At 69.7% G+C, this 24,734-nt stretch carries 23 protein-coding genes and 1 tRNA gene; 22 read left to right on the plus strand and 2 right to left on the minus strand.

The annotated features are described in order from the left end of the window. Positions 1 to 138 precede the first annotated feature (138 nt). From E2F46_RS07200 to E2F46_RS07220, 5 genes are all read left to right on the plus strand, one after another. Complete coding sequence (locus tag E2F46_RS07200; protein ID WP_243720344.1) at positions 139 to 837, plus strand: DUF3348 family protein; 699 nt, start codon at positions 139 to 141, stop codon at positions 835 to 837. Then, positions 834 to 2,723: a DUF802 domain-containing protein gene (locus E2F46_RS07205; protein ID WP_133321409.1), complete on the plus strand. Its 1,890-nt coding sequence runs from the start codon at positions 834 to 836 to the stop codon at positions 2,721 to 2,723. Before E2F46_RS07200 ends, E2F46_RS07205 begins: the two co-directional genes overlap by 4 nt. Further along, positions 2,720 to 3,367 carry an OmpA family protein gene (locus E2F46_RS07210; protein WP_133321410.1) on the plus strand — a complete coding sequence of 216 codons (648 nt, stop codon included), beginning with the start codon at positions 2,720 to 2,722 and terminating at the stop codon, positions 3,365 to 3,367. Before E2F46_RS07205 ends, E2F46_RS07210 begins: the two co-directional genes overlap by 4 nt. Next, positions 3,357 to 4,004, plus strand: coding sequence for a DUF2894 domain-containing protein (locus E2F46_RS07215; RefSeq protein WP_133321411.1), 648 nt, complete (start codon positions 3,357 to 3,359; stop codon positions 4,002 to 4,004). The genes E2F46_RS07210 and E2F46_RS07215 overlap by 11 nt, the downstream gene beginning before the upstream one ends. 77 nt (positions 4,005 to 4,081) lie before the next feature. After that, the gene (locus E2F46_RS07220; protein ID WP_133321412.1) at positions 4,082 to 5,140 is read left to right on the plus strand and encodes a patatin-like phospholipase family protein; all 1,059 of its coding nucleotides are present in this window, start codon (positions 4,082 to 4,084) and stop codon (positions 5,138 to 5,140) included. 40 nt (positions 5,141 to 5,180) lie between these two features. Here the strand turns inward: E2F46_RS07220 and hemN are convergent, their stop codons facing one another. After that, positions 5,181 to 6,596, minus strand: coding sequence for an oxygen-independent coproporphyrinogen III oxidase (hemN, locus tag E2F46_RS07225; protein ID WP_133321413.1), 1,416 nt, complete (start codon positions 6,594 to 6,596; stop codon positions 5,181 to 5,183). Between the two features lie 166 nt (positions 6,597 to 6,762). Between hemN and ccoN the strand changes: the two genes are divergently transcribed. The 16 genes from ccoN to E2F46_RS07305 all read left to right on the plus strand — a co-directional run bounded on the left by ccoN (position 6,763) and on the right by E2F46_RS07305 (position 20,804). Beyond that, entirely contained in the window at positions 6,763 to 8,238 is a 1,476-nt protein-coding gene (gene ccoN / locus E2F46_RS07230; RefSeq protein ID WP_133321414.1) for a cytochrome-c oxidase, cbb3-type subunit I, read from the plus strand. Then, positions 8,235 to 8,867, plus strand: a complete 633-nt coding sequence (gene ccoO / locus E2F46_RS07235) for a cytochrome-c oxidase, cbb3-type subunit II (protein ID WP_133321415.1) — start codon at positions 8,235 to 8,237, stop codon at positions 8,865 to 8,867. The genes ccoN and ccoO overlap by 4 nt, the downstream gene beginning before the upstream one ends. Then, positions 8,864 to 9,004 (plus strand): cbb3-type cytochrome oxidase subunit 3, encoded by a 141-nt coding sequence (locus E2F46_RS07240; RefSeq protein ID WP_133321416.1) that lies wholly within the window; start codon positions 8,864 to 8,866, stop codon positions 9,002 to 9,004. Before ccoO ends, E2F46_RS07240 begins: the two co-directional genes overlap by 4 nt. Continuing rightward, complete coding sequence (ccoP, locus tag E2F46_RS07245; RefSeq protein ID WP_133321417.1) at positions 9,001 to 9,945, plus strand: cytochrome-c oxidase, cbb3-type subunit III; 945 nt, start codon at positions 9,001 to 9,003, stop codon at positions 9,943 to 9,945. The genes E2F46_RS07240 and ccoP overlap by 4 nt, the downstream gene beginning before the upstream one ends. Beyond that, positions 9,942 to 10,238: a hypothetical protein gene (locus tag E2F46_RS07250; RefSeq protein ID WP_133321418.1), complete on the plus strand. Its 297-nt coding sequence runs from the start codon at positions 9,942 to 9,944 to the stop codon at positions 10,236 to 10,238. The genes ccoP and E2F46_RS07250 overlap by 4 nt, the downstream gene beginning before the upstream one ends. A gap of 87 nt (positions 10,239 to 10,325) precedes the next feature. After that, positions 10,326 to 11,879, plus strand: a complete 1,554-nt coding sequence (locus tag E2F46_RS07255; RefSeq protein ID WP_207949548.1) for a 4Fe-4S dicluster domain-containing protein — start codon at positions 10,326 to 10,328, stop codon at positions 11,877 to 11,879. Next, positions 11,879 to 12,373: a FixH family protein gene (locus tag E2F46_RS07260; RefSeq protein ID WP_133321419.1), complete on the plus strand. Its 495-nt coding sequence runs from the start codon at positions 11,879 to 11,881 to the stop codon at positions 12,371 to 12,373. The genes E2F46_RS07255 and E2F46_RS07260 overlap by 1 nt, the downstream gene beginning before the upstream one ends. Before the next feature lie 18 nt (positions 12,374 to 12,391). Next, complete coding sequence (locus E2F46_RS07265; RefSeq protein ID WP_133321420.1) at positions 12,392 to 14,779, plus strand: heavy metal translocating P-type ATPase; 2,388 nt, start codon at positions 12,392 to 12,394, stop codon at positions 14,777 to 14,779. Further along, complete coding sequence (gene ccoS, locus E2F46_RS07270) at positions 14,776 to 14,982, plus strand: cbb3-type cytochrome oxidase assembly protein CcoS (protein ID WP_133321421.1); 207 nt, start codon at positions 14,776 to 14,778, stop codon at positions 14,980 to 14,982. The genes E2F46_RS07265 and ccoS overlap by 4 nt, the downstream gene beginning before the upstream one ends. Then, entirely contained in the window at positions 14,972 to 15,697 is a 726-nt protein-coding gene (locus E2F46_RS07275) for a sulfite exporter TauE/SafE family protein (RefSeq protein WP_133321422.1), read from the plus strand. Before ccoS ends, E2F46_RS07275 begins: the two co-directional genes overlap by 11 nt. A 95-nt stretch (positions 15,698 to 15,792) precedes the next feature. After that, positions 15,793 to 15,869, plus strand: a tRNA-Arg gene (locus tag E2F46_RS07280). Positions 15,870 to 15,930: 61 nt separating this feature from the next. Further along, entirely contained in the window at positions 15,931 to 17,466 is a 1,536-nt protein-coding gene (gene amaB / locus E2F46_RS07285) for an L-piperidine-6-carboxylate dehydrogenase (RefSeq protein WP_133321423.1), read from the plus strand. A gap of 28 nt (positions 17,467 to 17,494) precedes the next feature. Next, positions 17,495 to 17,776: a DUF4190 domain-containing protein gene (locus E2F46_RS07290; RefSeq protein WP_133321424.1), complete on the plus strand. Its 282-nt coding sequence runs from the start codon at positions 17,495 to 17,497 to the stop codon at positions 17,774 to 17,776. Between the two features lies 1 nt (position 17,777). Continuing rightward, complete coding sequence (locus tag E2F46_RS07295) at positions 17,778 to 18,830, plus strand: quinone-dependent dihydroorotate dehydrogenase (protein WP_133321425.1); 1,053 nt, start codon at positions 17,778 to 17,780, stop codon at positions 18,828 to 18,830. Positions 18,831 to 18,837: 7 nt separating this feature from the next. Further along, the gene (gene murB / locus E2F46_RS07300; RefSeq protein ID WP_133321426.1) at positions 18,838 to 19,878 is read left to right on the plus strand and encodes a UDP-N-acetylmuramate dehydrogenase; all 1,041 of its coding nucleotides are present in this window, start codon (positions 18,838 to 18,840) and stop codon (positions 19,876 to 19,878) included. A gap of 59 nt (positions 19,879 to 19,937) precedes the next feature. Beyond that, the gene (locus E2F46_RS07305) at positions 19,938 to 20,804 is read left to right on the plus strand and encodes a DMT family transporter (protein ID WP_133321589.1); all 867 of its coding nucleotides are present in this window, start codon (positions 19,938 to 19,940) and stop codon (positions 20,802 to 20,804) included. A 7-nt stretch (positions 20,805 to 20,811) separates the two neighbouring features. Here the strand turns inward: E2F46_RS07305 and E2F46_RS07310 are convergent, their stop codons facing one another. After that, positions 20,812 to 23,538: a serine/threonine-protein kinase gene (locus E2F46_RS07310; protein ID WP_165967390.1), complete on the minus strand. Its 2,727-nt coding sequence runs from the start codon at positions 23,536 to 23,538 to the stop codon at positions 20,812 to 20,814. Positions 23,539 to 23,670: 132 nt separating this feature from the next. Between E2F46_RS07310 and E2F46_RS07315 the strand changes: the two genes are divergently transcribed. Next, a complete protein-coding gene (locus E2F46_RS07315) occupies positions 23,671 to 24,561 on the plus strand; it encodes a GGDEF domain-containing protein (protein WP_133321428.1) in 891 nt (296 codons plus the stop codon). Positions 24,562 to 24,734 lie beyond the last annotated feature (173 nt).

Here is a 24,734-nt window from a genome sequence, read left to right on the forward strand (position 1 = left end):
CATGTCCCCTTTCGATCCCCGGGACGGCCGGGCCGCCTCGTTGCGCTGGCGCCGCTGGCCTGTCGCGGGATCGCTGCCTGGCCACGCATGCTGGAAGTTTCCCATCGGGTGCCGCTCGCCGGCCCCACGTTCATCCGAATGGCGTCGCGACTGTCCGACGTCGCCCATGCCGAAGCCGGTGCGTCGCTGTCACAGCGCCTGGGGGAATGGCTGGACTGGCGCCGTGCCGTGGCACTGGCGCGCGTGCTGGACACGGCCGTTGCGCCCGGACCTGGAACGGGCCGCGCCGAGGCCTCCGCATCGTCTTCGCCCCCGGTCGAAGACGAATCCCGCCAGGCGCGCGAATCCTTCGCCCGGGCCATCGACGCACTCGACCTGCCCGCGGACGCGGCCGGGATCGACGACGCGGCGCCGCTGATCCGCCAGTACATCGAACTGCAGCGCAGGCTGCAGGCCGGCACCGGCCGCCTGCGCGACCGCACGCGCGAATGCGTCCGCAGCCAATCTGCCGACATGGCGCAACTGGCCGAGCTGGATGTCGTGATGGAAGGCCTGCTGAGTCCCCGCGAGCAGGCACTGCTGGACGGCATCCCCACCCTGCTCGCCAACCATGCCGCGCGCCTGCGCGGCGACGGCGCGGGCCCGCAGTCGGAGACCGATCCGCCCCGGGACACGGACGCCATCCCCGTGTCCCTTCCCGCGTCGGCCGGCAGCGACTGGCCCACCACCTTCCTGCGTGACCTGCGCGACCTGTTGCACGCCGAACTGGATGTGCGTTTCCAACCCATCGAAGGGCTGCTGGCAGCGCTTCGCCAACATGGACCGTTGACCCCATGAGCCGCAATCTCCCCTTCCACGTCGTGTTCGCCGTCGGCCTTGCCGTGGTGTGCTGGATCGCCATCGGTTTCGCCACCACCAGTCCGGTCGCGTTCGTCGTGACCCTGGTGATCGCCGGCGGCTATCTGGCCGGCGCCCTCGAGCTGCATCGTTATCGCGCGGCGACCGCCACCCTGTTGCAGGTGGTGGACAATGCCGACGCTGCGACCAACGATCTCGATGGCTGGCTGCAGCGCCTCGACCCAGGCCTGCGCACCGCCACGCGCCAGCGCATCGAAGGCGAACGCGCGGCCTTGCCCGCGCCGATGCTCACGCCGTACCTCGTCGGCCTGCTGGTGCTGCTGGGCATGCTGGGCACCCTGCTGGGCATGATGCTGACCCTGCGCGGCACCGGCATGGCGCTGGAAACCGCCACCGACCTGCAGGCGGTGCGCGATTCGCTGGCCGCGCCGGTGAAGGGGCTGGGTTTTGCCTTCGGCGCTTCGATCGCGGGCGTGGCCGCGTCGGCCATGCTCGGCCTGCTGGCCACGCTGTGCCGCCGCGAACGGCAAACGGCGGTGCAGCGCCTCGACGCCCTCGCCGCATCGGCGCTGCGCCCGCACACGCCGGCACACCAGCGCGAACAGACCCTGCTGCTGTTGCAGCAACAGGCCGAACTGATGCCGGCACTGGTGGCGCAGCTGCAGGCGATGGTGTCCGCCGTGGAGCGACAGGGCGAGGCGACGCATGCGCGCCTGCTGGCGCAGCAGGACGCCTTCCACGCGCGCACCGACCACTTCCACCAGCAGTTGGGTACCACCGTTGCCGACGCATTGCGGCAAGGCGCCGCCGACAGTGCACGCGCCGCCGGCGCGGCGCTGCAGCCGGTCGTCGCCTCCACGATGGCCACGCTGGCCAGCGAACAATCCGCCCTGCATGCGCACGTCAGCCAGTCCGTGGATCGCCAGGTGGCGGCCACCACGGAAAGCCTCGACACCGCCGTCGCCGCGCTGTCCGCGCGCTGGCAAGGCGCCGTGGATGCACAGCACGCCTCCAACGCCACGCTGGCCCAGGACCTGCAGCAGGCGCTGCAGGCCTTCGCCGATCGCTTCGAACAACGTTCGCAGGCGCTGGTCGATGCCGTGTCCGCGCGCCTCGATGCCAACGTGTCCAGCGTCGCCGACACCTGGCGCGATGCCCTCGCGCAGCAGCAGGCCGCGCACGATGCGATGGCCGCCCAAGCCACGCAGGCGGTGTGCGCCACGCTCGAGACCACCGCCAACGACATCGTCGCGCAATCGCAGTCGCACGCCGCCAGCACCCTCGCCGAGATCGCAGGCCTGGCGCAGGCGGCGTCCGAAGCGCCGCGCGTGGCCGCCGAAGTCATCGGCGAACTGCGCCAGGCGCTGTCCGACAGCATGGCGCGCGACACCGCGATGCTGGAAGAGCGCACGCGCCTGGTCGAAACCCTCGGCACCTTGCTGGAATCGGTGAACCTGGCGTCCACCGAGCAGCGCGCCGCGGTGGATGCGCTGGTCGCCACGTCCGGCGACATGCTCGAACGCCTGGGCGCGCGCTTCGATGCGCAGGTGCAGGCCGGCACGCAGGCGCTGGCGCAGGTCTCCGCCGAAGTCGCCGCGGGCGCGAACGAGGTCGCCAGCCTCGGCGACGCGTTCGGCGCGGCGGTGCAGGTGTTCGGCGACGCCAACCAGCAGCTGGCAGAGCGCCTGCAGCGCGTCGAGGCGGCGCTGGACAAGTCCACCGCGCGCAGCGACCAGCAGCTGGCCTACTACGTGGCGCAGGCACGCGAGGTCATCGACCTCAGCCTGCTGACCCAGCGCCAGGTGATCGCCGACCTGCAGCGCCTGCACGCGCAATCCAGCGACGACCGGGCGGAAGCAGCATGAATCCCGAGGGCGAGGACGCCGGCGCGATCGCGCCGGTGTGGCCGGCATTCGGCGACCTGATGGCGGTGCTGCTGGGCGCCTTCGTGCTGATCCTGGTCGGCGTGATCGGCGTGCAACTGCATCTCGAACTCAAGCTGGTCGAGGAGACGCGCCAGCGCCAGGCCGAACAACAGCAGCGGCAGGCGCTGGAACAGGCCTTGGCCGCACCGCTGGCGGCGGGACGCATCACCCTGGTCGATGGCCGCATCGGCATCCACGGCAGCGTGCTGTTCGCGCTGAACTCCGACCGCCTGCAGCCCGAAGGCGAGACGCTGCTTCGAAGCCTGGCCGGGCCATTGGCGGAGTACCTGCAGGCACGCGACGAGATCCTGATGGTCAGCGGCTTCACCGACGACCAGCCGATCCACGACGGCAACCGCCGCTATGCCGACAACTGGGAACTGTCCGCGCAGCGCGCGCTGACCGTGACCCGCGCGCTGGTCGCCGACGGCGTGCCTTCGGGCGCGGTGTTCGCCGCGGCGTTCGGCGCCGAGCAGCCGCTGGCATCGAACGCCGACGACGCCGGCCGCGCACGCAACCGCCGCGTGGAACTGGCGCCGGTGCCACGCACGCGGCAAGTGGCGCAGGCCGACGATGTCCGCTGACGCGCGCGATCTCGAAGCCCGCCTCGCGCAGTGGCGCGATGCCGGCGCCGAACGGCTGGCACCGCTGCCGTTCCACCTGTTGCGCGCGATGGCCGAGCGGCTGCCGCAGCACGTCGGCGAGACGCGCACCCTGCTTGCGCAGCGGCTCGACGTGTTGGTCGCGACCCACGCCCCTGCCATCGACGCCGCCGTGGCTGCGGCACGCGACATGCAGGCGACCCGCGACGCCGATGCTTTGGCCGACGATGCACTCGCCAGCCTGCTGGCCCGCCTTGCGCGCGACGATCCCGAGGCAAACGCTGCCGCAGAAGCCGAAGCCGGCGCCGCGACCGCGCCCTCCAACTCGCCGGCCGCGCATGCACTGGCCGAAGCCCGTCGCGCCTGGTCCGGCGTGCGCGCCCGCAGCCAGCTGCAGCAGTCATTGCAACAGACGGCCGAAGACGCCGGGCCGCTCAATTCCAGCCGCCTGGTGCACCGGATGCTGGCGCGCATGCAGGCGCTCTCGCCCGGCTACCTCCAGCACTTCGTCTCCTACATGGATGCATTGGCGTGGCTGGACGACCACGCCCGCAACGGCGCCGTGCAAGGCGATGGCGCGAAGCCGTCGCGCAAGCGCAAGTCGCGCAAGGCTGGCTGAGCCCGCCGCCGGCTTCAGCTGCCGACAGGGCGCCGCCCGCTATGCTGCCGCCCACCCTGTCGCCATCCCTTGCCCGCATGATCCTTGCCCGCCTGCCCCGGCTACCCGCCACCGCCCTCGCCTGCCTGATGGTGTTGCTGGCCGCCTGCGGCGGACGCGACGCCACCACGCGCAGCGACACCCTGCTGGCGCCGGTGGTGGTGACACCCGCGCCCGCGCCCGCGTTGCCGCCCCTGCGCATCGGCCTCGCGCTGGGCGGCGGCGCGGCCAAGGGCTTTGCCCACATCGGTGTGATCAAGATGCTGGAGGCCAACGGCATCCAGGTCGACGTGGTCTCCGGCACCAGCGCCGGCAGCGTGGTCGGCGCGTTCTACGCCAGCGGCATGGACGCGTTCCGCATGCAGGAACGCGCGGTGGCGCTGGACGAATCCAGCCTGCGCGACGTGCGACTGTTTTCCGGCGGGCTGGTGCGCGGGCAGGCGCTGGAGGACTACATCAACACCGAGATCAACCGCCTGCCGATCGAGCGCATGCGCAAGCCGTTCGCCGCGGTGGCCACGCGCCTGGACACCGGCGATCGCGTGGTGTTCGTGCGCGGCAACACCGGGCAGGCGGTGCGCGCGTCGAGCAGCGTGCCGGGCGTGTTCGAACCCGTCCGCATCGGTGAGCGCAGCTATGTCGACGGCGGCGTGGTCAGCCCGGTGCCGGTGGACGCCGCGCGCCAGCTCGGCGCCGACCTCGTCATCGCCGTGGACATCTCCAGCAAGGCCGCGGGCAACACGCCCACCGGCATGGCCGGCATCGTCAACCAGTCGATCATGATCATGGGCCAGACCCTCGGCCGCCAGGAGCTGGCGCGCGCCGAGGTGGTGATCCGCCCGCAGGTCAACGACATCGGCCCGGTCAGCTTCCAGCAGCGCAATGCCGCGATCCTCGAAGGCGAACGCGCCGCGCTGGCGGCGCTGCCGCAGATCCGTACCGCGATCGCCCAGGCCGAACGCAGCCGCCGCGAAACCGCGCAACGCGCAGCCGAAGCCGCCGCCCCCGTCGTCGAACCTGCACCCCGGGACATCAACTGCGGCGACAGCTGGGTGCGCCGGCTCAATCCGTTCGCGCGCGACCGGCCCTGCGGTTGATCGCGGGGGGCATGCACGGCTGGCCCTGGCCGGAAAGTCCCTAGACCGCGCGCGAATACCCGCCTTGCCCCGTCGGGGTGGCGAGATAGCGGTCGAAACGCATCGCGATCACCCGCAGCAGCGCGCGGCCCCGCGCCGTGGCGACGATGCGGTCGCCGCAGCAATCCACCAGGCCATCGGCCTGCAGCGGCTGCAGTGCCGCCAGCGCGTCGCTGAAGTAGGCCGGGAACGCGATGCCGTGGCGTCGCTCGATGTCGCCGATGTCGATCTCGCCGCGGCACATCAGCTGCTGGATCACGTCGGCCCGCAGCAGGTCGTCCGCGTCCATGCACAGTCCGCGCCACAGCGGTTGCCGCCCGGCATCCACCATCGCCTCCCACGCCGTCAGGTCGCGCTGGTTCTGGCTGAAGCTGTCGCCGATGCGGCTGATCGCGCTCACTCCCAGGCCCACGAGATCGGTATCGGCATGGGTGGTGTAGCCCATGAAGTTGCGATGCAGCCCGCCCTCCCGTCGCGCGCGGGCCAGCGCATCGTCCGGCAGGGCGAAGTGGTCCATGCCGATGTACTCGTAGCCTGCGGCCGATAGCCGCTCCACCGCCATGCCCAGCAGTGCCAGGCGCCCCTCCGGCCCAGGCAGGTCCTCATCGCGGATCTGCCGCTGGGCGCGGAACAACTGCGGCATGTGCGCGTAGCCGTAGATCGCCAGGCGGTCGGGACGCGCGGCGACCACGGTGTCCAGCGTGTGGGAGAAGCCGGACAGCGTCTGCTTCGGCAGTCCGTAGATCAGGTCGACGTTGACCGAACGCATGCCATAACGACGGCAGGCATCGATGATCTCGAGCGTGTCGTCCACGCCCTGCTCGCGATTGATCGCCAGTTGCACCGCCGGATCGAAGTCCTGCACGCCCAGGCTGGTGCGGTTGAACCCGATCGCCGAGAGCATCGCGATGTCGTCCGCGGTCACGTGGCGAGGGTCCAGTTCGATCGAGAAGTCGCGTCCGGGGGTGGCGCTGAAGCCGAAGCGCCGGCCCAATCCGTCCACCAGCCTCTCCAGCAGCGCCGGGCGCAGGAAGTTGGGCGTCCCGCCACCCAGGTGCAGCTGCACCACCTGCCGTCCCCTGTCGAACAGGGGCGCGACCATCGCCACTTCGCGCAGCAGCCGGTCCACGTAGTCCAGCCCACGGGTGTTGTCGCGCGTGACCACGCGGTTGCAGCCGCAGTAGAAGCACGGGCTGTTGCAGAACGGGACATGGACGTAGAGCGACAGCGGCGTGGCGCGCACGTTGCCCCGCGCCACCGCACGGCGGTAGCCATCTTCGCCGAAGGCCGGATCGAAACTGGGCGCAGTGGGGTACGAGGTATAGCGCGGACCCGGACCGTCGTAGCGACGCAACAGGTCGGTGTCGAAGGTCCAATCCGCGGCGGGGGTGGGGATACTGGTAGATGCGCTGTCCATGGCCAGAGTCTCGCGGCGGGCCGCTTTCCGCGCGTTGACCTCGATCAAGGCCTCGCAGGCGGTGAACAACGCTGGCATGGCGGCGGCGGCAGGGCGTTGATCTGGATCAAGTACAAACCGTGCGTGCCTGCCTAGCATCCCCCCGTCGAAACCTGGGGAACACCCGATGCAGCACGCCATCGAGGGCACGTACAACGACAAGGTGGTCCGGCAGTTCGCCGTGATGACCGTGGCCTGGGGCATCGTCGGGATGCTGGTGGGCGTGGTCATCGCCGCGCAGCTGTACTGGCCCGACCTGACCCGCGGCATCGAGTGGCTGGGCTATGGCCGGCTGCGGCCGCTGCACACCAACGCGGTGATCTTCGCCTTCGGCGGCTCCGCGCTGTTCGCCACCAGCCTGCACGTGGTGCAGCGCACCTGCCACGTGCGGCTGCTGTCGGACAAGCTGGCCGCCTTCGTGTTCTGGGGCTGGCAGCTGGTGATCGTGCTGGCCGCCATCACCCTGCCGCTGGGGCTCACCCAGGGCAAGGAGTACGCCGAACTGATCTGGCCGATCGACATCCTGATCGCGGTGGTCTGGGTGGCCTACGCGGTGCTGTACCTCGGCACCATCGCGATCCGCAAGGTCAAGCACATCTACGTGGCCAACTGGTTCTTCGCGGCCTTCATCATCGCGGTGGCGCTGCTGCACATCGTCAACAGCATCGCGATGCCGTCCAGCCTGCTGCACTCCTACTCCGCCTACACCGGCGCGGTCGACGCGATGGTGCAGTGGTGGTACGGCCACAATGCGGTCGGCTTCTTCCTGACCGCGGGCTTCCTGGGGATGATGTACTACTACGTCCCCAAGCAGGCGGGCCGCCCGATCTACTCCTACCGGCTGTCGATCGTGCACTTCTGGGCGCTGATCGCGGTCTACATGTGGGCGGGCCCGCACCACCTGCAGTACACCGCGCTGCCGGACTGGGCGCAGTCGCTGGGCATGGTGTTCTCGCTGATCCTGCTGGCGCCCAGCTGGGGCGGCGCGATCAACGGCATCATGACCCTGTCGGGCGTGTGGCACAAACTGCGCACCGACCCGATCCTCAAGTTCCTGATCGTCGCGCTGAGTTTCTACATGATCGCGACCTTCGAGGGGCCGATGATGTCGATCAAGACGGTCAACTCGCTGTCCCACTACACCGACTGGACCGTCGGCCACGTGCACGCCGGCGCGCTGGGCTGGGTGGCGATGATCTCGATTGGCTCCATCTACTCGCTGCTCCCGCGGATGCTCGGCCTGCGCGAGATGTACTCGACCAAGTGGATCGACATCCATTTCTGGGTACACACCATTGGCGTGGTGCTGTACATCGCCTCGATGTGGATCGCCGGCGTGATGCAGGGCCTGATGTGGCGCGCCACCAACGACGACGGCACGCTCACCTACACCTTCGTCGAGTCGCTCAACGCCACCTATCCCTACTACCTGGTGCGCCTGGCCGGCGGCGTGGTGGTGCTGGGCGGCATGTTGCTGATGGCCTGGAACGTGTGGAAGACCTACCAGCAGTCCAGCGCCGTGCCGGCCGACCAGCCGGCGCTGCCTCCCGACCCCCACCACGCCGTGATGCCCGCCACGGCCCGCGCAGGAGCACAGGCATGAGCGGCAACAACGCGCATGAGAAGGTCGAGAAGAACGTCGGCCTCATGGCGATCCTGATCGCGGTGGTGGTGTCGTTCGGCGGCCTCGCCGAGATCGTGCCGCTGATGTACCAGGCCGAAGCCATCGAACCGCTGCCGGGCGTGGAACCCTATCGGCCGCTCGAGCTCGCCGGACGCGACGTCTACGTGCGCGAAGGCTGCTACAACTGCCACTCGCAGATGGTGCGCACGCTGCGCTTCGAGTCCGAACGCTACGGTCACTATTCGCTGGCCGGCGAATCGGTCTACGACCGCCCCTTCCAGTGGGGCAGCAAGCGCACCGGGCCGGACCTGGCGCGCGTCGGGGGCCGCTATTCGGACGAGTGGCACCGGGTGCACCTGACCAATCCGCGCGACGTCGTGCCGGAATCCAACATGCCGGCGTACCCCTGGCTGGCCCGGCGCGCACTGGACCGCGAGCAGATCGTGCGCCGCATGCGCGCACTGCAGCGCCTGGGCGACCCCTACACCGACGAAGACATCGCCAGTGCGCCGGAAGCGCTGGTGGGCAAGACCGAGCTGGACGCGATGGTGGCGTACCTGCAGGGACTGGGGCGCCACGCGCCGAAGGAAGGGGGGGCCACGCAATGATCTCCGGCATCGTCACTGCCGTCCTGCTGCTGTGCTTCATCGGTGGATGGATCTGGGCGTGGAGCCCGCGGCGGAAATCCGATTTCGAGGCAGCCGCGCAGCTGCCGCTGTCCAACGACGAGGAGCACGCGCCATGAGCCATGCATGGTCGTGGTACGTGATCGCACTGGTGCTGCTGAATGTCGCGGGCTGCGTCTGGCTGCTGTGGTGGACAGCCAGGCGCCGCCCGGGCGACCCCAGGCCGGAGGACACCAGCCACGTCTGGGACGGCGATCTCACCGAGTACAACAAGCCATTGCCGAAGTGGTGGATCAACCTGTTCTACCTCACCATCGTTTTCGGCATCGGCTACCTGGTGTGGTACCCGGGCTTCGGCAATTTCGCCGGCGCCAGCGGCTGGACGTCGGCAGGCGAACACGATGCCGACAAGGCACGGCGCGATGCGCTGCTGGAAGAAACCTTCCGCATGTACGCCGGCCGTCCGATCGACCAGCTGGCAGCGGACCCTCAGGCGCGCGAGATCGGCCGTTCGATCTTCGCCAACACGTGCGCCGCCTGCCATGGCTCGTCCGCGCAGGGCGCGCCGGGCTATCCCAACCTCACCGACGACACCTGGAACTGGGGCGGAACCCCCGAACAGGTACTGCAGTCGGTGCTCGACGGCCGCGAAGGCATCATGCCGCCGCTGGGCACGGTGCTGACCGGCATCGGCGGCGACGTCGCCGTCACCCAGACTGCGGCCTACGTGCGTGCGTTGCGCACGGCCGACGTGAGCCAGACGCTGCGTACCGACCAGATGGCCGCGATGGGGCAAAAGTACTTCGACAGCCTCTGCGTGGCGTGCCATGGCCCGCAGGGGCACGGAAACCCGGACCTTGGCGCACCGGACCTGACCGCGCGCAACAGCATGTATCCGTCGTCGCTCGATGGCATCCGCGCCACGATCATGCAGGGCCGGCACGGCGTGATGCCCGCGCACCGCGGCCTGCTGGGCGAGACCCGTTCCCGCCTCGCCGCCGCGTATGTGTGGTCGCTGTCCAACCCGCCCGACGCATCCGCATCGACGGCCGCGCCATGAGCGATACCGGCGAAAAGCGCTTCGACCACCCGCCACGCCCCATGGCGCAGCGGGTGGGCGCCATCCTGTGGCCGAGCTTCTTCGCCGCCGGGGTGTGCACGATGGTGTTCTTCGCCTTCGTCGATCCGCTCGAACTGCGCGACATGACCTTCCCGCGCCTGGCGTTGACCCGCCAAGGGGGTTACACGGTCGGCTTCTTCGCGTTCTGGCTGGCGACCGCATCGTCGAGCCTGTTCACCTGGATCCTGTTGCGCCCGGCAAGCCGCTACAACCGGCCGCTGCAGGACGACTGAGCCTTGGCGGCAAGCCTTGGCCACATACCCCATGACCCTCCACACCTGCCATCGCGCCCTGCGCCCCGCCGCGACCGGAGCATCGTCGTGACCGGCCGACGCATCCCGCTGGACGTTGTGGACGCGCACGGCGACTCGCATTACGTCAGCGAGGGCAAGGTCTATCCGCGCGACGTGAGCGGTCGGCTGCAGCGCCTGCGCATCGCCGCGGCGTCCTGGCTGCTGGGCATGTTCTACGTGTTCCCGTGGCTGCGTTGGGACGGCCGGCAGGCCGTGCTGTTCGACCTGCCGGCGCGCAAGTTCCACGTGTTCGGGCTGACGTTCTGGCCGCAGGACTTCCTGTTCCTGGCGCTGCTGCTGATCATCGCGGCGCTGGCCCTGTTCTTCTTCACCGCGCTGGCCGGACGCCTGTTCTGCGGCTATGCCTGCCCGCAGACGGTCTGGACGGAAGTCTTCCTGAAGATGGAGCGCTGGACCGAAGGCGACCGCGCCAGGCGGATCAAGCTCGATGCCGCGCCGTGGAGCGGCGAAAAACTCGCGCGCAAGGGCGCGAAGCATGCGCTGTGGGTCGGGTTCGCGCTGTGGACCGGGTTTACCTTCGTCGGATTCTTCACCCCGATCACCGACCTGGCCGCGCGGTTGGCCACCCTGTCGTGGAGCGGCTGGGAAACCTTCTGGGTACTGTTCTACGCCTTCGCCACCTGGGGCAATGCGGGCTTCCTGCGGGAACAGGTGTGCAAGTACATGTGCCCCTACGCGCGCTTCCAGAGCGCGATGTTCGACCGCAACACGCTGATCATCGCCTACGACCCGATGCGCGGCGAGCCGCGCGGTCCGCGCAAGCGCGGGCTGGGTGACGTAATGGCCCGGGGCCGGGGCCTGCTCGACAAGCTCACCGCATACGATTACGTGTTCCGCGCCGGCCGGCATCCGTCCGCGGCCACGCAGGCCGCGCATGCCCGGGGCACGATCACCTGGGACGGCGACCTGGGCGACGCGCAGCCCCTGCCGAAGTTCGCGCCCGACGCACTGGGCGACTGCATCGACTGCACCATCTGCGTGCAGGTCTGCCCGACCGGCATCGATATCCGCAACGGGCTGCAGTACGAGTGCATCGCCTGCGGCGCGTGCGTGGATGCCTGCGACGAGGTGATGGCGAAGGTCGGCTATCCGAAGGGGCTGGTGCGCTACTCCACCCAGAACGCCATCGACGGCAAGCCGACCCGGGTGCTGCGGGCGCGCATCCTGCTGTACGGCACCCTGTTGCTGGGCTTCATGGTCGCGTGGACGGTCGGCGTGGGCACGCGCGACGACCTGATCGTCGAGGTGCTGCGTGACCGTAACGCGCTGTATCGCCAAGCCGCGGACGGCGGCATCGAGAACAGCTACACGCTGAAGCTGGTGAACAAGTCCGACCGCGACCGCGATTTCCGCATCGTGCTGGAGGCCGCCCCCTTTGGCATCGAATTGCGCGACGATGGCCAGCTCACACACGCCCGCGCGGGAACCGTCGCCTCGGTGCCGGTGGTCCTGGTGGCACCGCCGGGCACGAGCGGTCGCAGCGACGTGCGGTTCCGCATCGAGGACAGCGACGGCACCACCCGCAAACACGTCGACAGCAGCTTCTTCGGACCCCTGTGATGCAAGAGAACAAGCCGTTCTGGAAAGTCCCGATGATGTGGCTGGTGATCGGCCTGCCGCTCGCCTCCGTGGTGGCCGGGCTGTCCCTGCTGGCCATCGCCATCCGCAGCGGTGGTGCCGACGTGGTGCGCGACGACGTGCAACGCGTCTCACAGATCCAGACCGCCGACCTGGGCGCCGATGGCCGCGCCCGCGAACTGCGCCTGAGCGCGGTGCTGCGCGCAGACGACGGCGTGCTGCAGGTCATCCCGGCCACCGGCGACTTCGATGCCGGCGCGACGCTGCGGCTGGTACTGGCGCACCCGACCCGCGCCATCGAGGACATCGAAGTCGAGTTGCCGCCCGCAGACGGCGGCTGGCAGGTGAGGTACGCGCTGGACGACAGCCATGACTGGCTGGTCGAGCTGGCGTCGGCCGAAGGCGGCTGGCGACTGCGCGGTCGCCTGCCGCGGCAGCAGCATGCCACCCGGCTGGCACCTGCGTTGGCGCAATAGCGCGTCCGGTCGAGCCTGATGATCCGCGTCGCGGCCCATGCAGCCGCCTGCCGCCACTGTGGCGAATCCCTGCCAGCCAATGCGGTCCGGGCCGATGCCGGCGACGGCCCGCATGCGTATTGCTGCGAGGGGTGCGCCGCTGCGGCGCGCTGGATCCGCGACGCCGACCTTGGCGACTATTACCGGCTGCGCAGCGCGCATGCCGGGCGCGTGGGCACCGATATCGTCGATTTCTCGGCATGGGACCGCGAGGACCTGCTGCGCGAACATGCCCATGCCGTCGACGATGGCCGCCGCATCACCCTGTTGACCGACGGCATGCGCTGCGCCGCGTGCGCCTGGCTGATCCAGAAGGCGCTGCTGCGCGAAACCGGCGTGCGCGACGTGACCGCAAACGCCGTCACCGGCCGCATCCGCATCGAATGGGATCCAACGCAGGCGCCACTGTCCTCGGTGCTGCAACGGCTGACGGCGTTGGGATACCGCCCCTACCTCGCCACTGGCGATGCCCGCGAACGCGCACGCATCGGCGAGCGCAATCGCTGGCTGCTGCGCATCGGCATCGCCGGGCTGGGCACGCTGCAGGCGATGATGATGGCCGAGGCGTTGTACCTGGATTTCGACAACCAGATGCCGCCGGCCACGCGCGACTTCTTCCGCTGGATCGCGTTCCTGATCACCACGCCGGTGGTGTTCTATTCCGGCTGGCCGTTCCTGGCCGGCATGTGGCGCGAACTGCGCGCACGCCATGTCGGCATGGATACGCTGATCGCCACCTCCACCCTGCTCGCCTATGTCGCCAGCCTGGTCGAGACGATCCGTGGCGGCCTGCACGTCTGGTACGACGCCGCGGTGATGTTCGTGTTCCTGCTGCTGCTGGCGCGGATGCTGGAGCAGCGCGCGCGCAACGTGGCCAGCGCGCAGGTCGATGCCCTGGCGCGGGCGCGGCCGGCGTTCGCCATGCGCGAGACGGCGGATGGCGGCCGCGGGATCGTGCCGGTGTCCGAGCTCGCGATCGACGACGTGGCCTGCATCGCCGCTGGCGAATCAGTGCCTGCCGATGGCGTGCTGCTCGATGGCGAGGCCTGGTTCGAGGAATCCCTGCTCACCGGCGAATCGCGCCCGGTGCGCAAGCACGCCGGCGACGCGGTGTACGCCGGCACCGTCAACCGCGAATCGCCGGTACGCGTGCGCGTGGCCTGCACCGGGCCGGAAACACGGCTGTCGCAGCTCACCCGCCTGGTGGAAGACGCGCAATCGCATCGTCCGCGGCTGGCGCGCATCGCCGATGGCATCGGCAGCCGCTTCGTCATCGGACTGCTGCTGGTGGCGGTGGCGGTGTATGCCGGCTGGCGCATTTACGACCCGTCGCGCGCGTTCGAAGTCACCCTGGCCCTGCTGGTGGTCAGCTGCCCCTGCGCGCTGTCGCTGTCGGTGCCGACCGCGCTGGCCGCGGCGCACGGCGCACTGGCCCGCCTGGGCGTACTGGCCACGCGCGCCGATGCGCTGGAAACGCTGGCCGCCGCCACCGACGTGGTGTTCGACAAGACCGGCACGCTCAGTACCGATCGCCCGGCGCTGGCCTCGGTGGAATGTTTCGGCGACAGCAGCCAACCGCAGGTGCTTGCGCTGGCCGCCGCGCTGGAGCGCGACGCGAACCATCCGCTCGCCGCTGCGTTCGCGGGCGTGCAGACGCCGCTCATTGCCCGCGATGTGGCGACGCGCGCCGGACAGGGTGTGGAAGGCAGCATCGACGGCGTGCGTTGGCGCGTCGGTCGCGCCGACTTCGCAGCCGGACGCGAGGACGACGGCGCGCTCTGGCTGGGTGACGGTGCCGTCGCCTTGGCGCGCTTCTCCCTGCGCGAAACCGAACGCGACGACGCCGGCGGCGCGCTCGCGTCGCTGCGCGGCCTCGGCCTGCGCACGCACCTGTCCAGTGGCGATGGCAGCGCGGCAGTCGAGGCATTCGCGGCGCGGCTTGGCGTCGACGGTGCGCATTCGCGGCAACGGCCCGAGGACAAGCTTGCGTTCGTCCGCCGGCTGCAGGCCGAGGGGCGCGTGGTGGCCATGGTGGGCGACGGCCTCAACGACGCGCCGGTGCTGGCCGGCGCCGATGTCTCGCTGGCGATGGACAGTGGCGCGGCACTGGCGCAGCGTGCCGCCGACCTGGTGATGACCGGCCCCACGCTGGCACGCATCCCGGCGGCGATCACGGTGGCACGGCGCACCCGCGCGGTGATCCGCCAGAACCTCGGTTGGGCGCTCGGCTACAACCTGCTGGCCATCCCGCTGGCGGCCGCCGGCATGGTGACGCCGTGGATCGCGGCATTGGGCATGGCAGGATCATCGCTGGTGGTGACGCTCAATGCCCTGCGCCTGGCGCGCACGACGAGGCCTTCGACATGAGGATCCTGCTGTTGCTGGTCCCGATCAGCCTGGTGCTGCTGGGGTTCGCCTTCTGGGCGTTCATCTGGGCGGTGCGGCGCGGCCAGTTCGACGACCTCGACACACCCGCGCTGGACATCCTGGCCGAAGACCAGCGCGAGCGCCCGCTGCCGCCATCACTGGCGGACACACAGGCCCCGGATCGCGCCCCCGATGCCGATTGACTGGCTGGTGCTGCCGGCGGCGCTGGCCAGCGGCCTGCTGGGCGGGCTGCACTGCGCCGCGATGTGTGGCGGCATCGCCACCGGATTGTCGGCCACGTCCGTCGCACGGGGCTGGGCGCCGGCGCTGCAGCTCAACATCGGGCGTATCGGCGGCTACGTCGCGGCCGGCGCGCTGGTCGGCGCGCTCGGGCACGGCTTGCTGGCCGCGCTGCGCTCGCCGTGGCTCGGCATCGGACTGCGGATGCTGGTGGGTGCGGCGCTGGTGGTGATCGCACTGCGCCTGTTCGGCGTGGCCGGCGTCGGCGGTTTCCTGGCACGGCCGGGCCAGCGGCTCTGGCGCTGGCTACAACCGTTGCATCGCCGGGTGCTGCCCGCGACGACGCTCCCGCGGCGGCTGGTGGCGGGCGCGCTCTGGGGCTGGCTGCCCTGTGGGCTGAGCTTCAGCCTGCTCACGGTGGCATGGCTGCAGGCCGATCCCCGCAACGGCGCGCTGACCATGCTGGCCTTCGGTCTGGGCACCCTGCCGGTGATGCTGCCCTTGACCTGGTCGGGGCAGCGCCTGGGACGCTGGCTGCAGCGCCCCCGGCTACGCGGCCTGGCCGCAGGCACGGTGCTCGCCCTCGGCCTGCTGACCCTCGCTGCGCCATGGCTGATGCTGGTGCCAATGTTGCACGGCCCGCTTGCGGCACTGGGCTGCCAGCCGCTGCCGCAATAGCGCCTATCTGCGCCACGGTTGATGTGAAGCCCGCGCCCACCGCTTCGCCGGCGGTTGGGGAATCGCCCTGCCCCGTGCGAAAATCATCACACTTCGCCCCCGTAGCTCAGCTGGATAGAGCGTCCCCCTCCTAAGGGGAAGGTCGTGCGTTCGAATCGCGCCGGGGGCACCACCCATGCAAGGCCATCGCCGCCCGCCAACGAGGCGTTGCGATGCACAGGAGTCCGCACCCCATGACCCATTCCGTCCTCACCGCCCTCGGCCTGACCGCCGACGAATCCGGCACCTACCTTGGCAACGGCGAATGGGCGAAGACCCGCGATGCCGGCGTGCTGGAGCCGGTCAATCCGACCACGGGCGAGGTGTTGGGCAAGGTGCAGGCCTCTTCGCAGGCCGATTACGACCTGATCGTCGAGCGCGCGCAGGCCGCGTTCAAGGTCTGGCGCACCACGCCTGCGCCGCGCCGCGGCGAGGCCATCCGCCTCTGCGCCGACGCATTGCGCACGCACAAGGACGCGCTGGGTTCGCTGGTGGCGCTGGAGATGGGCAAGTCCAAGCCCGAGGGCGACGGCGAAGTGCAGGAGATGATCGACATCGGCGAGTTCGCCGTCGGCCTGTCGCGCCAGCTCTACGGCCTGACCATGCACAGCGAGCGCCCCGGCCATCGCATGTACGAGCAGTGGCATCCGATCGGCCTGGTCGGGATCATCAGCGCGTTCAACTTCCCGGTGGCGGTGTGGGCGTGGAATGCGTTCGTCGCCGGCGTGTGCGGCGACATCTGCATCTGGAAGCCGTCGCCGAAGACGCCGCTGTCCGCCATCGCCTCGATGAAGATCTGCAACGAGGCGCTGCGCGAGGGCGGCTTCCCGGACATCTTCTTCCTGTTCAACGATGGCGGCACCGAACTGGCGCAGCAGTTCGTCGACGACAAGCGCATCGCGCTGGTCAGCTTCACCGGTTCGACGAAGGTGGGCCGCCAGGTCGGCGAGCGCGTCGCGCGCCGCATGGGCCGCAGCCTGCTGGAGCTGGGCGGCAACAACGCGATCATCGTCGACGAAACCGCCGACCTGAAGCTGGCGATCCCGGCGATCGTGTTCGGCGCGGTCGGCACCGCCGGCCAGCGCTGCACCACCACGCGCCGCCTGTTCGTGCACGAATCGGTGTACGACGACGTGCTGGGCAAGCTGGTCACCGCCTACAAGCAGGTGGAAAAGAAGATCGGCGACCCGACCGACCCGGCCAACCTGATGGGCCCGCTCAACAGCCCCGAAGGCGTGCAGGCCTACCTCGACGCCATCGAAAAGGCGAAGGCGGCCGGCGGCACCATCGAGACCGGCGGTGCCGCGCTGACCGACCGCAGGGGCAACTTCGTGCTGCCGACCCTGGTCACCGGCCTGTCCAACGATGCCGACATCGTCCAGCACGAGACCTTCGCGCCGATCCTGTACGTGATGAAGTACCGCGAGCTGGACGACGCCATCGCCATGCAGAACGACGTGCCGCAGGGCCTGTCGTCGGCCATCTTCACCACCAACCTCAAGCGCGCCGAGCAGTTCCTCGCGGCGTGGGGGTCGGATTGCGGCATCGCCAACGTCAACATCGGCACCTCGGGCGCCGAGATCGGCGGCGCCTTCGGCGGCGAGAAGGAGACCGGCGGTGGCCGTGAATCCGGCTCGGATGCGTGGAAGGCCTACATGCGCCGGCAAACCAATACCATCAACTACTCCAACGCGCTGCCGCTGGCACAGGGCATCAAGTTCGACCTCTGACCCGTTCGATCCCCGAGAGGACACGCGCATGCACGCCCCGGTCCGCGCCACCAGCACGCTCGCCATCGTCAGCCTCGTGTTCGGCATCCTCGGCTGGACGCTGTTGCCATGGATCGGAAGCATCGTGGCGGTGATCACCGGGCATCTCGCGCGTTCGGAGATCCGGCGTACCGTCGATGGCATGGACGGCGACGGCATGGCCGTCGCGGGGTTGGTGCTGGGCTATGCCATGCTGGCGCTGAGCTTCGTTGGCCTGGTGCTGGTGATGCTGTTCTTCGGCGGCCTGGTCTGGTTCGGGCTGAACAGCTGACATGTACGGCCTGGCGCGTCCCTTCCTGTTCGGCCTCGATGCGGAGCGTGCGCACGGGGCCGGGCTGGCTGCGCTGGAGACGGCCTATCGCACCGGCCTCTCGCCGCTGCTCGCGCGCAAGCCGCACCCCTTCCCCACGCGTGCGTTCGGGCTGACCTTCCCCAACCCGGTGGGCCTTGCCGCCGGCTTGGACAAGAACGGCGCGCACATCGATGCGCTGTTCGCGCTGGGCTTCGGCTTCATCGAGGTGGGTACGGTCACGCCGGAGCCGCAGGCGGGCAATCCCAAGCCACGCATGTTCCGGCTGCCGCAGCACCGGGCGGTCATCAACCGGCTGGGGTTCAACAACGATGGCGTCGAGGCGCTGGTACGCAACGTCGGCAAGGCGCAGCGACGCGATGGCCTGCTGGGCATCAACATCGGCAAGAACAAGGCCACGCCGAACGACTCGGCCGAGGCCGACTATCTCTTCTGCCTCGAACGCGTCTATCCGCTGGCCGACTACATCACGGTCAACATTTCCTCGCCCAACACGGCGGGCCTGCGCGAGCTGCAGGAAGAGCAGGCCCTGCGCCGCCTGGTCGGCCTGTTGCGCGAGGCGCAGGAACGGCTGGGCGCGAAACACGGCAAGCGCGTGCCGATGCTGGTGAAGGTGGCGCCCGACCTGTCCGACGATGACGTCGACGCCGCCGCGCGCGTGCTGTCGGACCTGGAGGTCGATGGCGTGATCGCCACCAACACCACGGTGTCGCGGATCAGCGTGCAGGGCCATCCGAAGGCGCGCGAAACCGGCGGCCTGTCCGGCGAGCCGCTGATGAACAAGTCCACCGCGGTGTTGCGGATGTTGCGCACGCGGATGCCCGAGCACATCCCGCTGGTCGGCGTGGGCGGCATCCTGTCCGGCGCCGACGCCGCGAAGAAGATGGCCGCCGGTGCAGCGCTGGTGCAGGTGTACACCGGGCTGGTGTATCGCGGCCCGCAGCTGATCGGCGAATGCGTCGAGGCCATGCGCCGGCGCAAGGAAGCCCCCAGCCGCAATATCCCGCTGGCGTGATCCCGCGATGACGCCGGCCTACACGCTGTCCGCGGATGCGGACCTGCGCGCACGCAACAGCTTCGGGGTGCAGGCACGCGCGCCAATGCTTGCCGAGGTGCATGACGCGCGCGCCCTGCCCGACCTGTTCGCCGATCCACGCTTCGACGCCGAGGGCGCGATGGTGCTTGGCGGCGGCAGCAACCTGCTGCTGGCCGGCGATCCCGACGTGGCCATGCTGGCGCTCTCGGGCGACGCCATCGTCACGCTCGACGACGACGGCGACACCGCCATCGTGCGCGCCGAGGCCGGCGCCAACTGGCATCGCTGCGTGCAGTGGACATTGGCGCAAGGACTGGGCGGACTGGAGAACCTTGCGCTCATCCCGGGCACCGTTGGTGCAGCGCCCATCCAGAACATCGGCGCCTATGGCGTGGAAGTGCGCGAATGCATCGTTGCCGTCGAGGCGTTCGACACCGGCACGCGCGAGGCGCTGCGCTTCGACGCCGCCGACTGCGGCTTCGGCTATCGCGACAGCCGCTTCAAGCGCGAGCCCGACCGTTTCATCGTGACCGCGGTGTCGTTTTCGCTGTCGCGCAGCGCCCCGCCCCGGCTCGACTACGCCGGGTTGCGCGACGAACTGGCCGGCATGGGCATCGCCACGCCGGATTGCCGCCAGGTCGGCGACGCGGTGGTCCGCATCCGCCAACGCAAGCTGCCCGACCCGGCCGTGGTCGGCAATGCGGGCAGCTTCTTCAAGAATCCCGTCATCGCGACGTCGATTGCCGACGTGCTTTCGGCAGAACATCCGGCACTGCCGGTGTTCCGGGGCAGCGACGACGCCACGCGCAAACTGTCCGCGGCCTGGCTGATCGACGCCTGCGGCTGGAAGGGCCACCGCGACGGCGACGCCGGCGTGTCCGCGCAGCACGCGCTGGTACTGGTGAACCATGGCAACGCGACCGGTGCGCAGTTGCTCGATCTCGCGCGCCGCATCGCGGCTTCGGTGCAGGCGCGCTTCGGCGTGGCGCTGGAACCGGAGCCGCGCATCGTCGGCGCACGCTGGTGAGCGTGGCCCCGCCCCGTCGCGGCCTGCCCACCACCGCGCACGGCCGCGCCGCGCTGCTGATGCTGGGCAGCACCGCGGCGTTCGCGGTGATGGTGCTGACCATCCGGCTGGCGTCGAAAACCATTCCCACCGGCGAGATCGCGTTCTTCCGCAACTTCTTCGGGCTGCTGGCCTTGCTGCCGATCCTGCTGCACAAGCGAAGGGCGCTGCCGCGCACGCGGCACCTGGGCCGATACTTCGTGCGGACCGCGATCGGCCTGGGTTCGATGTTGTGCGCGTTCTGGGCCATCGGCCACCTGCCGTTGTCGCAGGCGGTGTCGCTGGGCTACGCCACGCCCTTGTTCGCCACCATCGCGGCCGCGCTGTGGCTGGGTGAAAACGTGCGCGTGCGACGCTGGCTGGCGGTCGCCGCCGGTTTCGTCGGCGTGATCGTGATCCTGCGCCCGGGGGCGTCGTTCACCCCCGGCATGCTGGTGGCGCTGCTGGGCGCAGGATTGGCCGCACTGGTGGCGATCCAGATGAAGCAGCTGTCGCGGCTGGACGCGCCCGACACCATCGTCTTCTACACCTATGTGTTCTGGGTGCCGCTGTCGCTGGGCCCGGCCCTGCTGCACTGGACCTGGCCGCAAGGCGAGGCGTGGGTATGGCTGGTCGCGACCGGCGTGCTGGGCACGTTCGGCCAGTTGCTGTGGACCCGTGCGCTGCAGCTGGGCGAGGTCTCGGCGCTGCAGCCGATCAGCTTCATGCAGCTGCCGATCGTCATCGTACTGGGCTGGCTGCTGTTCGCGGAAACCATCGATGCCTGGACCCTGCTGGGGGCCGGCATCGTGCTCGGCGCCAATGGCTACATCGCCCACCGCGAGGCGGTACTACAGCGCCGCGCGGCGACCAGGGCGCCGGTGGAAGCCGCCAAGCCGGGAGAATGACGCAGCGCTAGCGCCGGCTGCCGGGTTCGCCTTCGCGGATCTGCTGCTCGATCCTGCCGCGCCGTTCGGTGAGTGCCGCGGTGAGCGTGGCTGGATCGGCCGCCAGCAGCGGATCGATGTCGCGCCGCTGCACCTCGGCGGCCTCGTCGCCGAGACCCGACAGCCGCAGTGCCTTCACCAGGGCCCAGGCGGTATTGGGGGTTTCGGGCGAATCCGGCGGCAAGTGCGCCTTGCGCAGCGCCAACGCCTGCCGAAGCCGTTCGATCCCCGCATTCCTGCGCCCCGTATCCAGCAAGGCCTCCCCGGACATCATCAACCCGGCCTGGTACTGGGGATGCTTTTCGCCCAGCACGCGCAGGGCGCGCGGCAGGCCATCATCGAAATGCCGCAAGGCATCGCGCGACCGGCCCGCACGCTGCAGGGTGACGCCGTGGTTGAGCTGGATGAACAAGGTGTCCGGATGATCCTGGCCCAGGATGCGCCGCCGAGCCTCCAGCACCTTCGCCTCCAGCGGCAGGCCGCGGTCGAAGTCGTCCATGCGGGCGTGGAAGCTGGCGACGTTGAGCGCCGTGCGCAGCGTCTGTGGATGTTCCGCGCCCAGCACCCGCGTGCGCGCCTCCAGGACCGCTTGCGCCTCGGCCAGCGCCTCGTGGTGTCGCCCCAGGCCGCTGAGCATGTTGGCGAGGTTGTTGCGGACCGCCAGCGTGTCGGGATGCTCCGCACCCAGCCGCCGGATCATCGCCTCGGCCAGCGTCCGCTGCATCGCCACCGCAGGCTCGAACTCGGACTGCATGGCGCGCATCGTCGCCAGCGCACCCATCGATGCCAGCGTGTCGCCGTCGTCGAGTCCATCCACCTCGATGCGCAACGGCACCACCTTCTCCAGCAGCGCACGCGCTTCGACGATGTCGCCCGCGCGTCCCAGCACCAGCGCCAGGCCCGTCATCGCCCGCAGGGTCAGCGTATCGGCCTCGCCGCGGACCGTGGACAGGCGTTCGACCACCCCGCGCTTGCGCGCCACCGCTTCGGGCAGGTCGCCTTGCAGGGCATCGACTTCGCTCAGTTCCAGCTCGATGCCGGCGCGCGTCTCGTCGCCATCCGGCAATGCCGCCGCATCCACGAGCGCCGATTCCAGCACCTGTCGCGCATCGTCGTAACGCGACAGTTTGTGGAGCGCACTGCCGTGGGCCATCCGCGCGCGCAGCGTCGCCGGATCGCGCGGTCCCAGCGTCGATGCCCGATAGGCCGCCACGGCGGCCTGCGATTCGGCGGCCTTTTCATAGAGGCCAAGCGCGGCATGGACGCGACCACTGGCTTCGCGCAGGTCTGCCGCCAGGGCAGGCTGGTCGTCGAAGTCGCGCGCGATCGCAAGTTCCGCCCGGTCCAGCATCTCGCGTTCGATCAACATGCGTGCGATGTCGGTGGTACTGGCGGCTTCCAGCACGGCGTCCAGCGCCGGCAACCGGTCGGGATCGGCGCGCGCCACCTGATCGCGCAGGCCCGCGGACAGTCCAAGCCCCATGCCCTGGATGTCGATGTTCTCCAGCATCGACTGCTGGAACGCCGCCACCTTCTCCAGTTCGCCGCTGCGCCGTTCGGCGATGGCGCGCTGTTCCCTCGCCTCCATCAGCCCCAGCAACGACAGCGCCAGTCCGCCGACCAGTGCAGCCACCGCCACCGACGCCGCCGCAAGGCCCACGCGATGGCGCGAGACGAACTTGCGCGACGCATACCAGCGCGACGCCGGCACCGCCTGCACCACCCTGCCATCGAGGAATCGGCGCAGGTCGTCGGCAAGTTCCGCCACCGACGCGTAGCGCGCGTTGCGGTCATGGCGCATGGCTTTCGCCACCACCCAGTCGAGTTCGCCGCGCAACACCCGCCGCATGCCGGACAGGCGGCGGCCCTGGCTCTTCGCCAGCCGCTCGGCCTCGCCCGGTGGCAAGGTCGCCAATTGCTCCGACGGCAGGCGCAGCGTGCGCTCATGGTCGGTCATCGTTTCGCCGGCCGTCGCGGGGCGCCGCCCGGTCAACAGTTCGCACAGCACGACGCCCAGGGCGTAGACATCGCTGCGCGTATCCACCAGCGACTGGTCCCCGCCCGCCTGCTCCGGGCTCATGTAGTCGGGCGTGCCGGCCACTTCCCGCGTTTCCGCCAGTGCAGCCGCAGTCGCGATGCCGAAATCGATGATCTTCGGGTGCGCCTTGCCGTCGATCTCATCCACAAGCAGGTTTCCCGGCTTGAGGTCGCGGTGGATCACGCCCTTCTGGTGCGCATGCTGCACGCCGTTGCAGATGTCGATGAACAGCGCGATGCGCTGGGCCAGCAGCAGGCCGTTCGACTGGCAGTACTCCGTGACCGGACGGCCGTCGATGAACTCCATCGCGAAGTACGGCTGGCCATCCTCGGTGGTATCGGCATCGTAGATCTGGGCGATCGCCGGATGCCGCATCTGCGCCAGCACCTGCCGCTCGAGTTCGAAGTAGGCCTTGTGCCTCGCCTCCAGCCGCTGCGCGCGCAGCAGCTTCAGCGCCACCGTGCGCCGCACCGGATGCAGCTGTTCGGCACGATAGACGTCCCCCATGCCGCCGTGTCCCACGCGCGCTTGGATGCGGTAGCGACCAAGGCGTGTCCCCGGCGGCAAGCCGTCGCCCACGTCCACGCCTGCCAGCGACGATTGCGTCGCCAGCAGCTCGGTGCGGTCTGGGTCGTGCTCGTGCTCACCGGTGCCCATGGTCGTCCCCTTCGGCCAGGCAGCGTGCATGGTAACGGAACCACCCCACCCGGCATGAATACGCGAACGACCGGATGAACGCGGCACGCCCCTGCCGTTACACTCCAGTCTCCCCTCCATGCCGTCCCGGCCGTGCCCCACGATCCCGCGGAAACCACGCAACGCACCCTGCTCAGCAGTGGTCCGCACCGGACCACGCCGCGTTCGGCCTGCGTGGTAGTCATCCATGGCGAAGGCCTCGGCCGTCGCGCGGACGTGGAAGATGCGCCCGTCCTGGTCGGTCGATCGCACGAATCCGACCTGGTGATCGCGCACAAGAGCGTGTCGCGCGAGCACTGCCGCATCTGGCGCGATGGCGACGACTACCGCCTGCGCGACCTCGGCGCCACCAACCGCACGCGCGTGAACGACCGTGGCGTGGAGGAAACCGTGCTGTCCGACGGCGACCACATCGTGGTCGGCGAGAGCATCCTGAAGTTCATCAGCCAGACCAGCGTCGAGGCGCGCTACCACGAAGAGATCTACCAGCTCGCCACCCACGACATGCTGACCGAGCTGTACAACCGCCGGCACTTCATCGAGATGGCGGACAAGGAAATCGCACGCGCCCTGCGCCACCAGCGTCCGCTGGCGCTGTGCATCATCGACGTCGACCTGTTCAAGCCGGTCAACGACCGCCATGGCCACATCGCCGGGGACGAGGTCCTGCGGCGTATCGCAGCGCTACTGGGCCAGCACGTCCGCAGCGAGGACATCGCTGCACGCATTGGTGGCGAGGAATTCGCGGTACTGCTGCCCGAGAGCGATGGCGGCGTTGCCTCGCACTTTGCCGAGCGCGTGCGGCAGGCCATCGCCGCCGCCACGTTCGCGCCTGGCGGCGAATCCCGGCGCATCACCGTCAGCATCGGCATCGCGACACTGTCGGAAGCACGCGCCAACAGGCCATCGCTGATGGCTGCCGCCGATGCCGCGCTCTATCGTGCCAAGGACGGTGGCCGCAACCAGGTGTGCGTGGAAACCTGACCCCGGCGTTCCGATTCGCCCGCAACGCCTTCCACGGGAAACCCGCCCCGGTACGCCGGTGTCGGCGCTTGGTCGCTCCAGGCCCACGGCCGGCACATCGATGGCCGTCCAGGCCTGCCTGCACGCCCTCGCACCCCTCCGCACACGCAAGCCTCCGGAAAAGAAGAAGGGCC

Source organism: Luteimonas aestuarii, from assembly GCF_004357985.1.
In the GTDB taxonomy this organism is placed as follows: domain Bacteria; phylum Pseudomonadota; class Gammaproteobacteria; order Xanthomonadales; family Xanthomonadaceae; genus Luteimonas; species Luteimonas aestuarii.

What these genes read in the sequence shown, in the direction of transcription:
- E2F46_RS07200 (WP_243720344.1), top strand. Translation starts at nt 139, where the DNA reads ATGGCGTCGCGACTGTCCGACGTCGCCCATGCCGAAGCCGGTGCGTCG.
- E2F46_RS07205 (WP_133321409.1), top strand. Translation starts at nt 834, where the DNA reads ATGAGCCGCAATCTCCCCTTCCACGTCGTGTTCGCCGTCGGCCTTGCC.
- E2F46_RS07210 (WP_133321410.1), top strand. Translation starts at nt 2,720, where the DNA reads ATGAATCCCGAGGGCGAGGACGCCGGCGCGATCGCGCCGGTGTGGCCG.
- E2F46_RS07215 (WP_133321411.1), top strand. Translation starts at nt 3,357, where the DNA reads ATGTCCGCTGACGCGCGCGATCTCGAAGCCCGCCTCGCGCAGTGGCGC.
- E2F46_RS07220 (WP_133321412.1), top strand. Translation starts at nt 4,082, where the DNA reads ATGATCCTTGCCCGCCTGCCCCGGCTACCCGCCACCGCCCTCGCCTGC.
- hemN (WP_133321413.1), bottom strand. Translation starts at nt 6,596, where the DNA reads ATGGACAGCGCATCTACCAGTATCCCCACCCCCGCCGCGGATTGGACC.
- ccoN (WP_133321414.1), top strand. Translation starts at nt 6,763, where the DNA reads ATGCAGCACGCCATCGAGGGCACGTACAACGACAAGGTGGTCCGGCAG.
- ccoO (WP_133321415.1), top strand. Translation starts at nt 8,235, where the DNA reads ATGAGCGGCAACAACGCGCATGAGAAGGTCGAGAAGAACGTCGGCCTC.
- E2F46_RS07240 (WP_133321416.1), top strand. Translation starts at nt 8,864, where the DNA reads ATGATCTCCGGCATCGTCACTGCCGTCCTGCTGCTGTGCTTCATCGGT.
- ccoP (WP_133321417.1), top strand. Translation starts at nt 9,001, where the DNA reads ATGAGCCATGCATGGTCGTGGTACGTGATCGCACTGGTGCTGCTGAAT.
- E2F46_RS07250 (WP_133321418.1), top strand. Translation starts at nt 9,942, where the DNA reads ATGAGCGATACCGGCGAAAAGCGCTTCGACCACCCGCCACGCCCCATG.
- E2F46_RS07260 (WP_133321419.1), top strand. Translation starts at nt 11,879, where the DNA reads ATGCAAGAGAACAAGCCGTTCTGGAAAGTCCCGATGATGTGGCTGGTG.
- E2F46_RS07265 (WP_133321420.1), top strand. Translation starts at nt 12,392, where the DNA reads ATGATCCGCGTCGCGGCCCATGCAGCCGCCTGCCGCCACTGTGGCGAA.
- ccoS (WP_133321421.1), top strand. Translation starts at nt 14,776, where the DNA reads ATGAGGATCCTGCTGTTGCTGGTCCCGATCAGCCTGGTGCTGCTGGGG.
- E2F46_RS07275 (WP_133321422.1), top strand. Translation starts at nt 14,972, where the DNA reads ATGCCGATTGACTGGCTGGTGCTGCCGGCGGCGCTGGCCAGCGGCCTG.
- amaB (WP_133321423.1), top strand. Translation starts at nt 15,931, where the DNA reads ATGACCCATTCCGTCCTCACCGCCCTCGGCCTGACCGCCGACGAATCC.
- E2F46_RS07290 (WP_133321424.1), top strand. Translation starts at nt 17,495, where the DNA reads ATGCACGCCCCGGTCCGCGCCACCAGCACGCTCGCCATCGTCAGCCTC.
- E2F46_RS07295 (WP_133321425.1), top strand. Translation starts at nt 17,778, where the DNA reads ATGTACGGCCTGGCGCGTCCCTTCCTGTTCGGCCTCGATGCGGAGCGT.
- murB (WP_133321426.1), top strand. Translation starts at nt 18,838, where the DNA reads ATGACGCCGGCCTACACGCTGTCCGCGGATGCGGACCTGCGCGCACGC.
- E2F46_RS07305 (WP_133321589.1), top strand. Translation starts at nt 19,938, where the DNA reads ATGCTGGGCAGCACCGCGGCGTTCGCGGTGATGGTGCTGACCATCCGG.
- E2F46_RS07310 (WP_165967390.1), bottom strand. Translation starts at nt 23,538, where the DNA reads ATGGGCACCGGTGAGCACGAGCACGACCCAGACCGCACCGAGCTGCTG.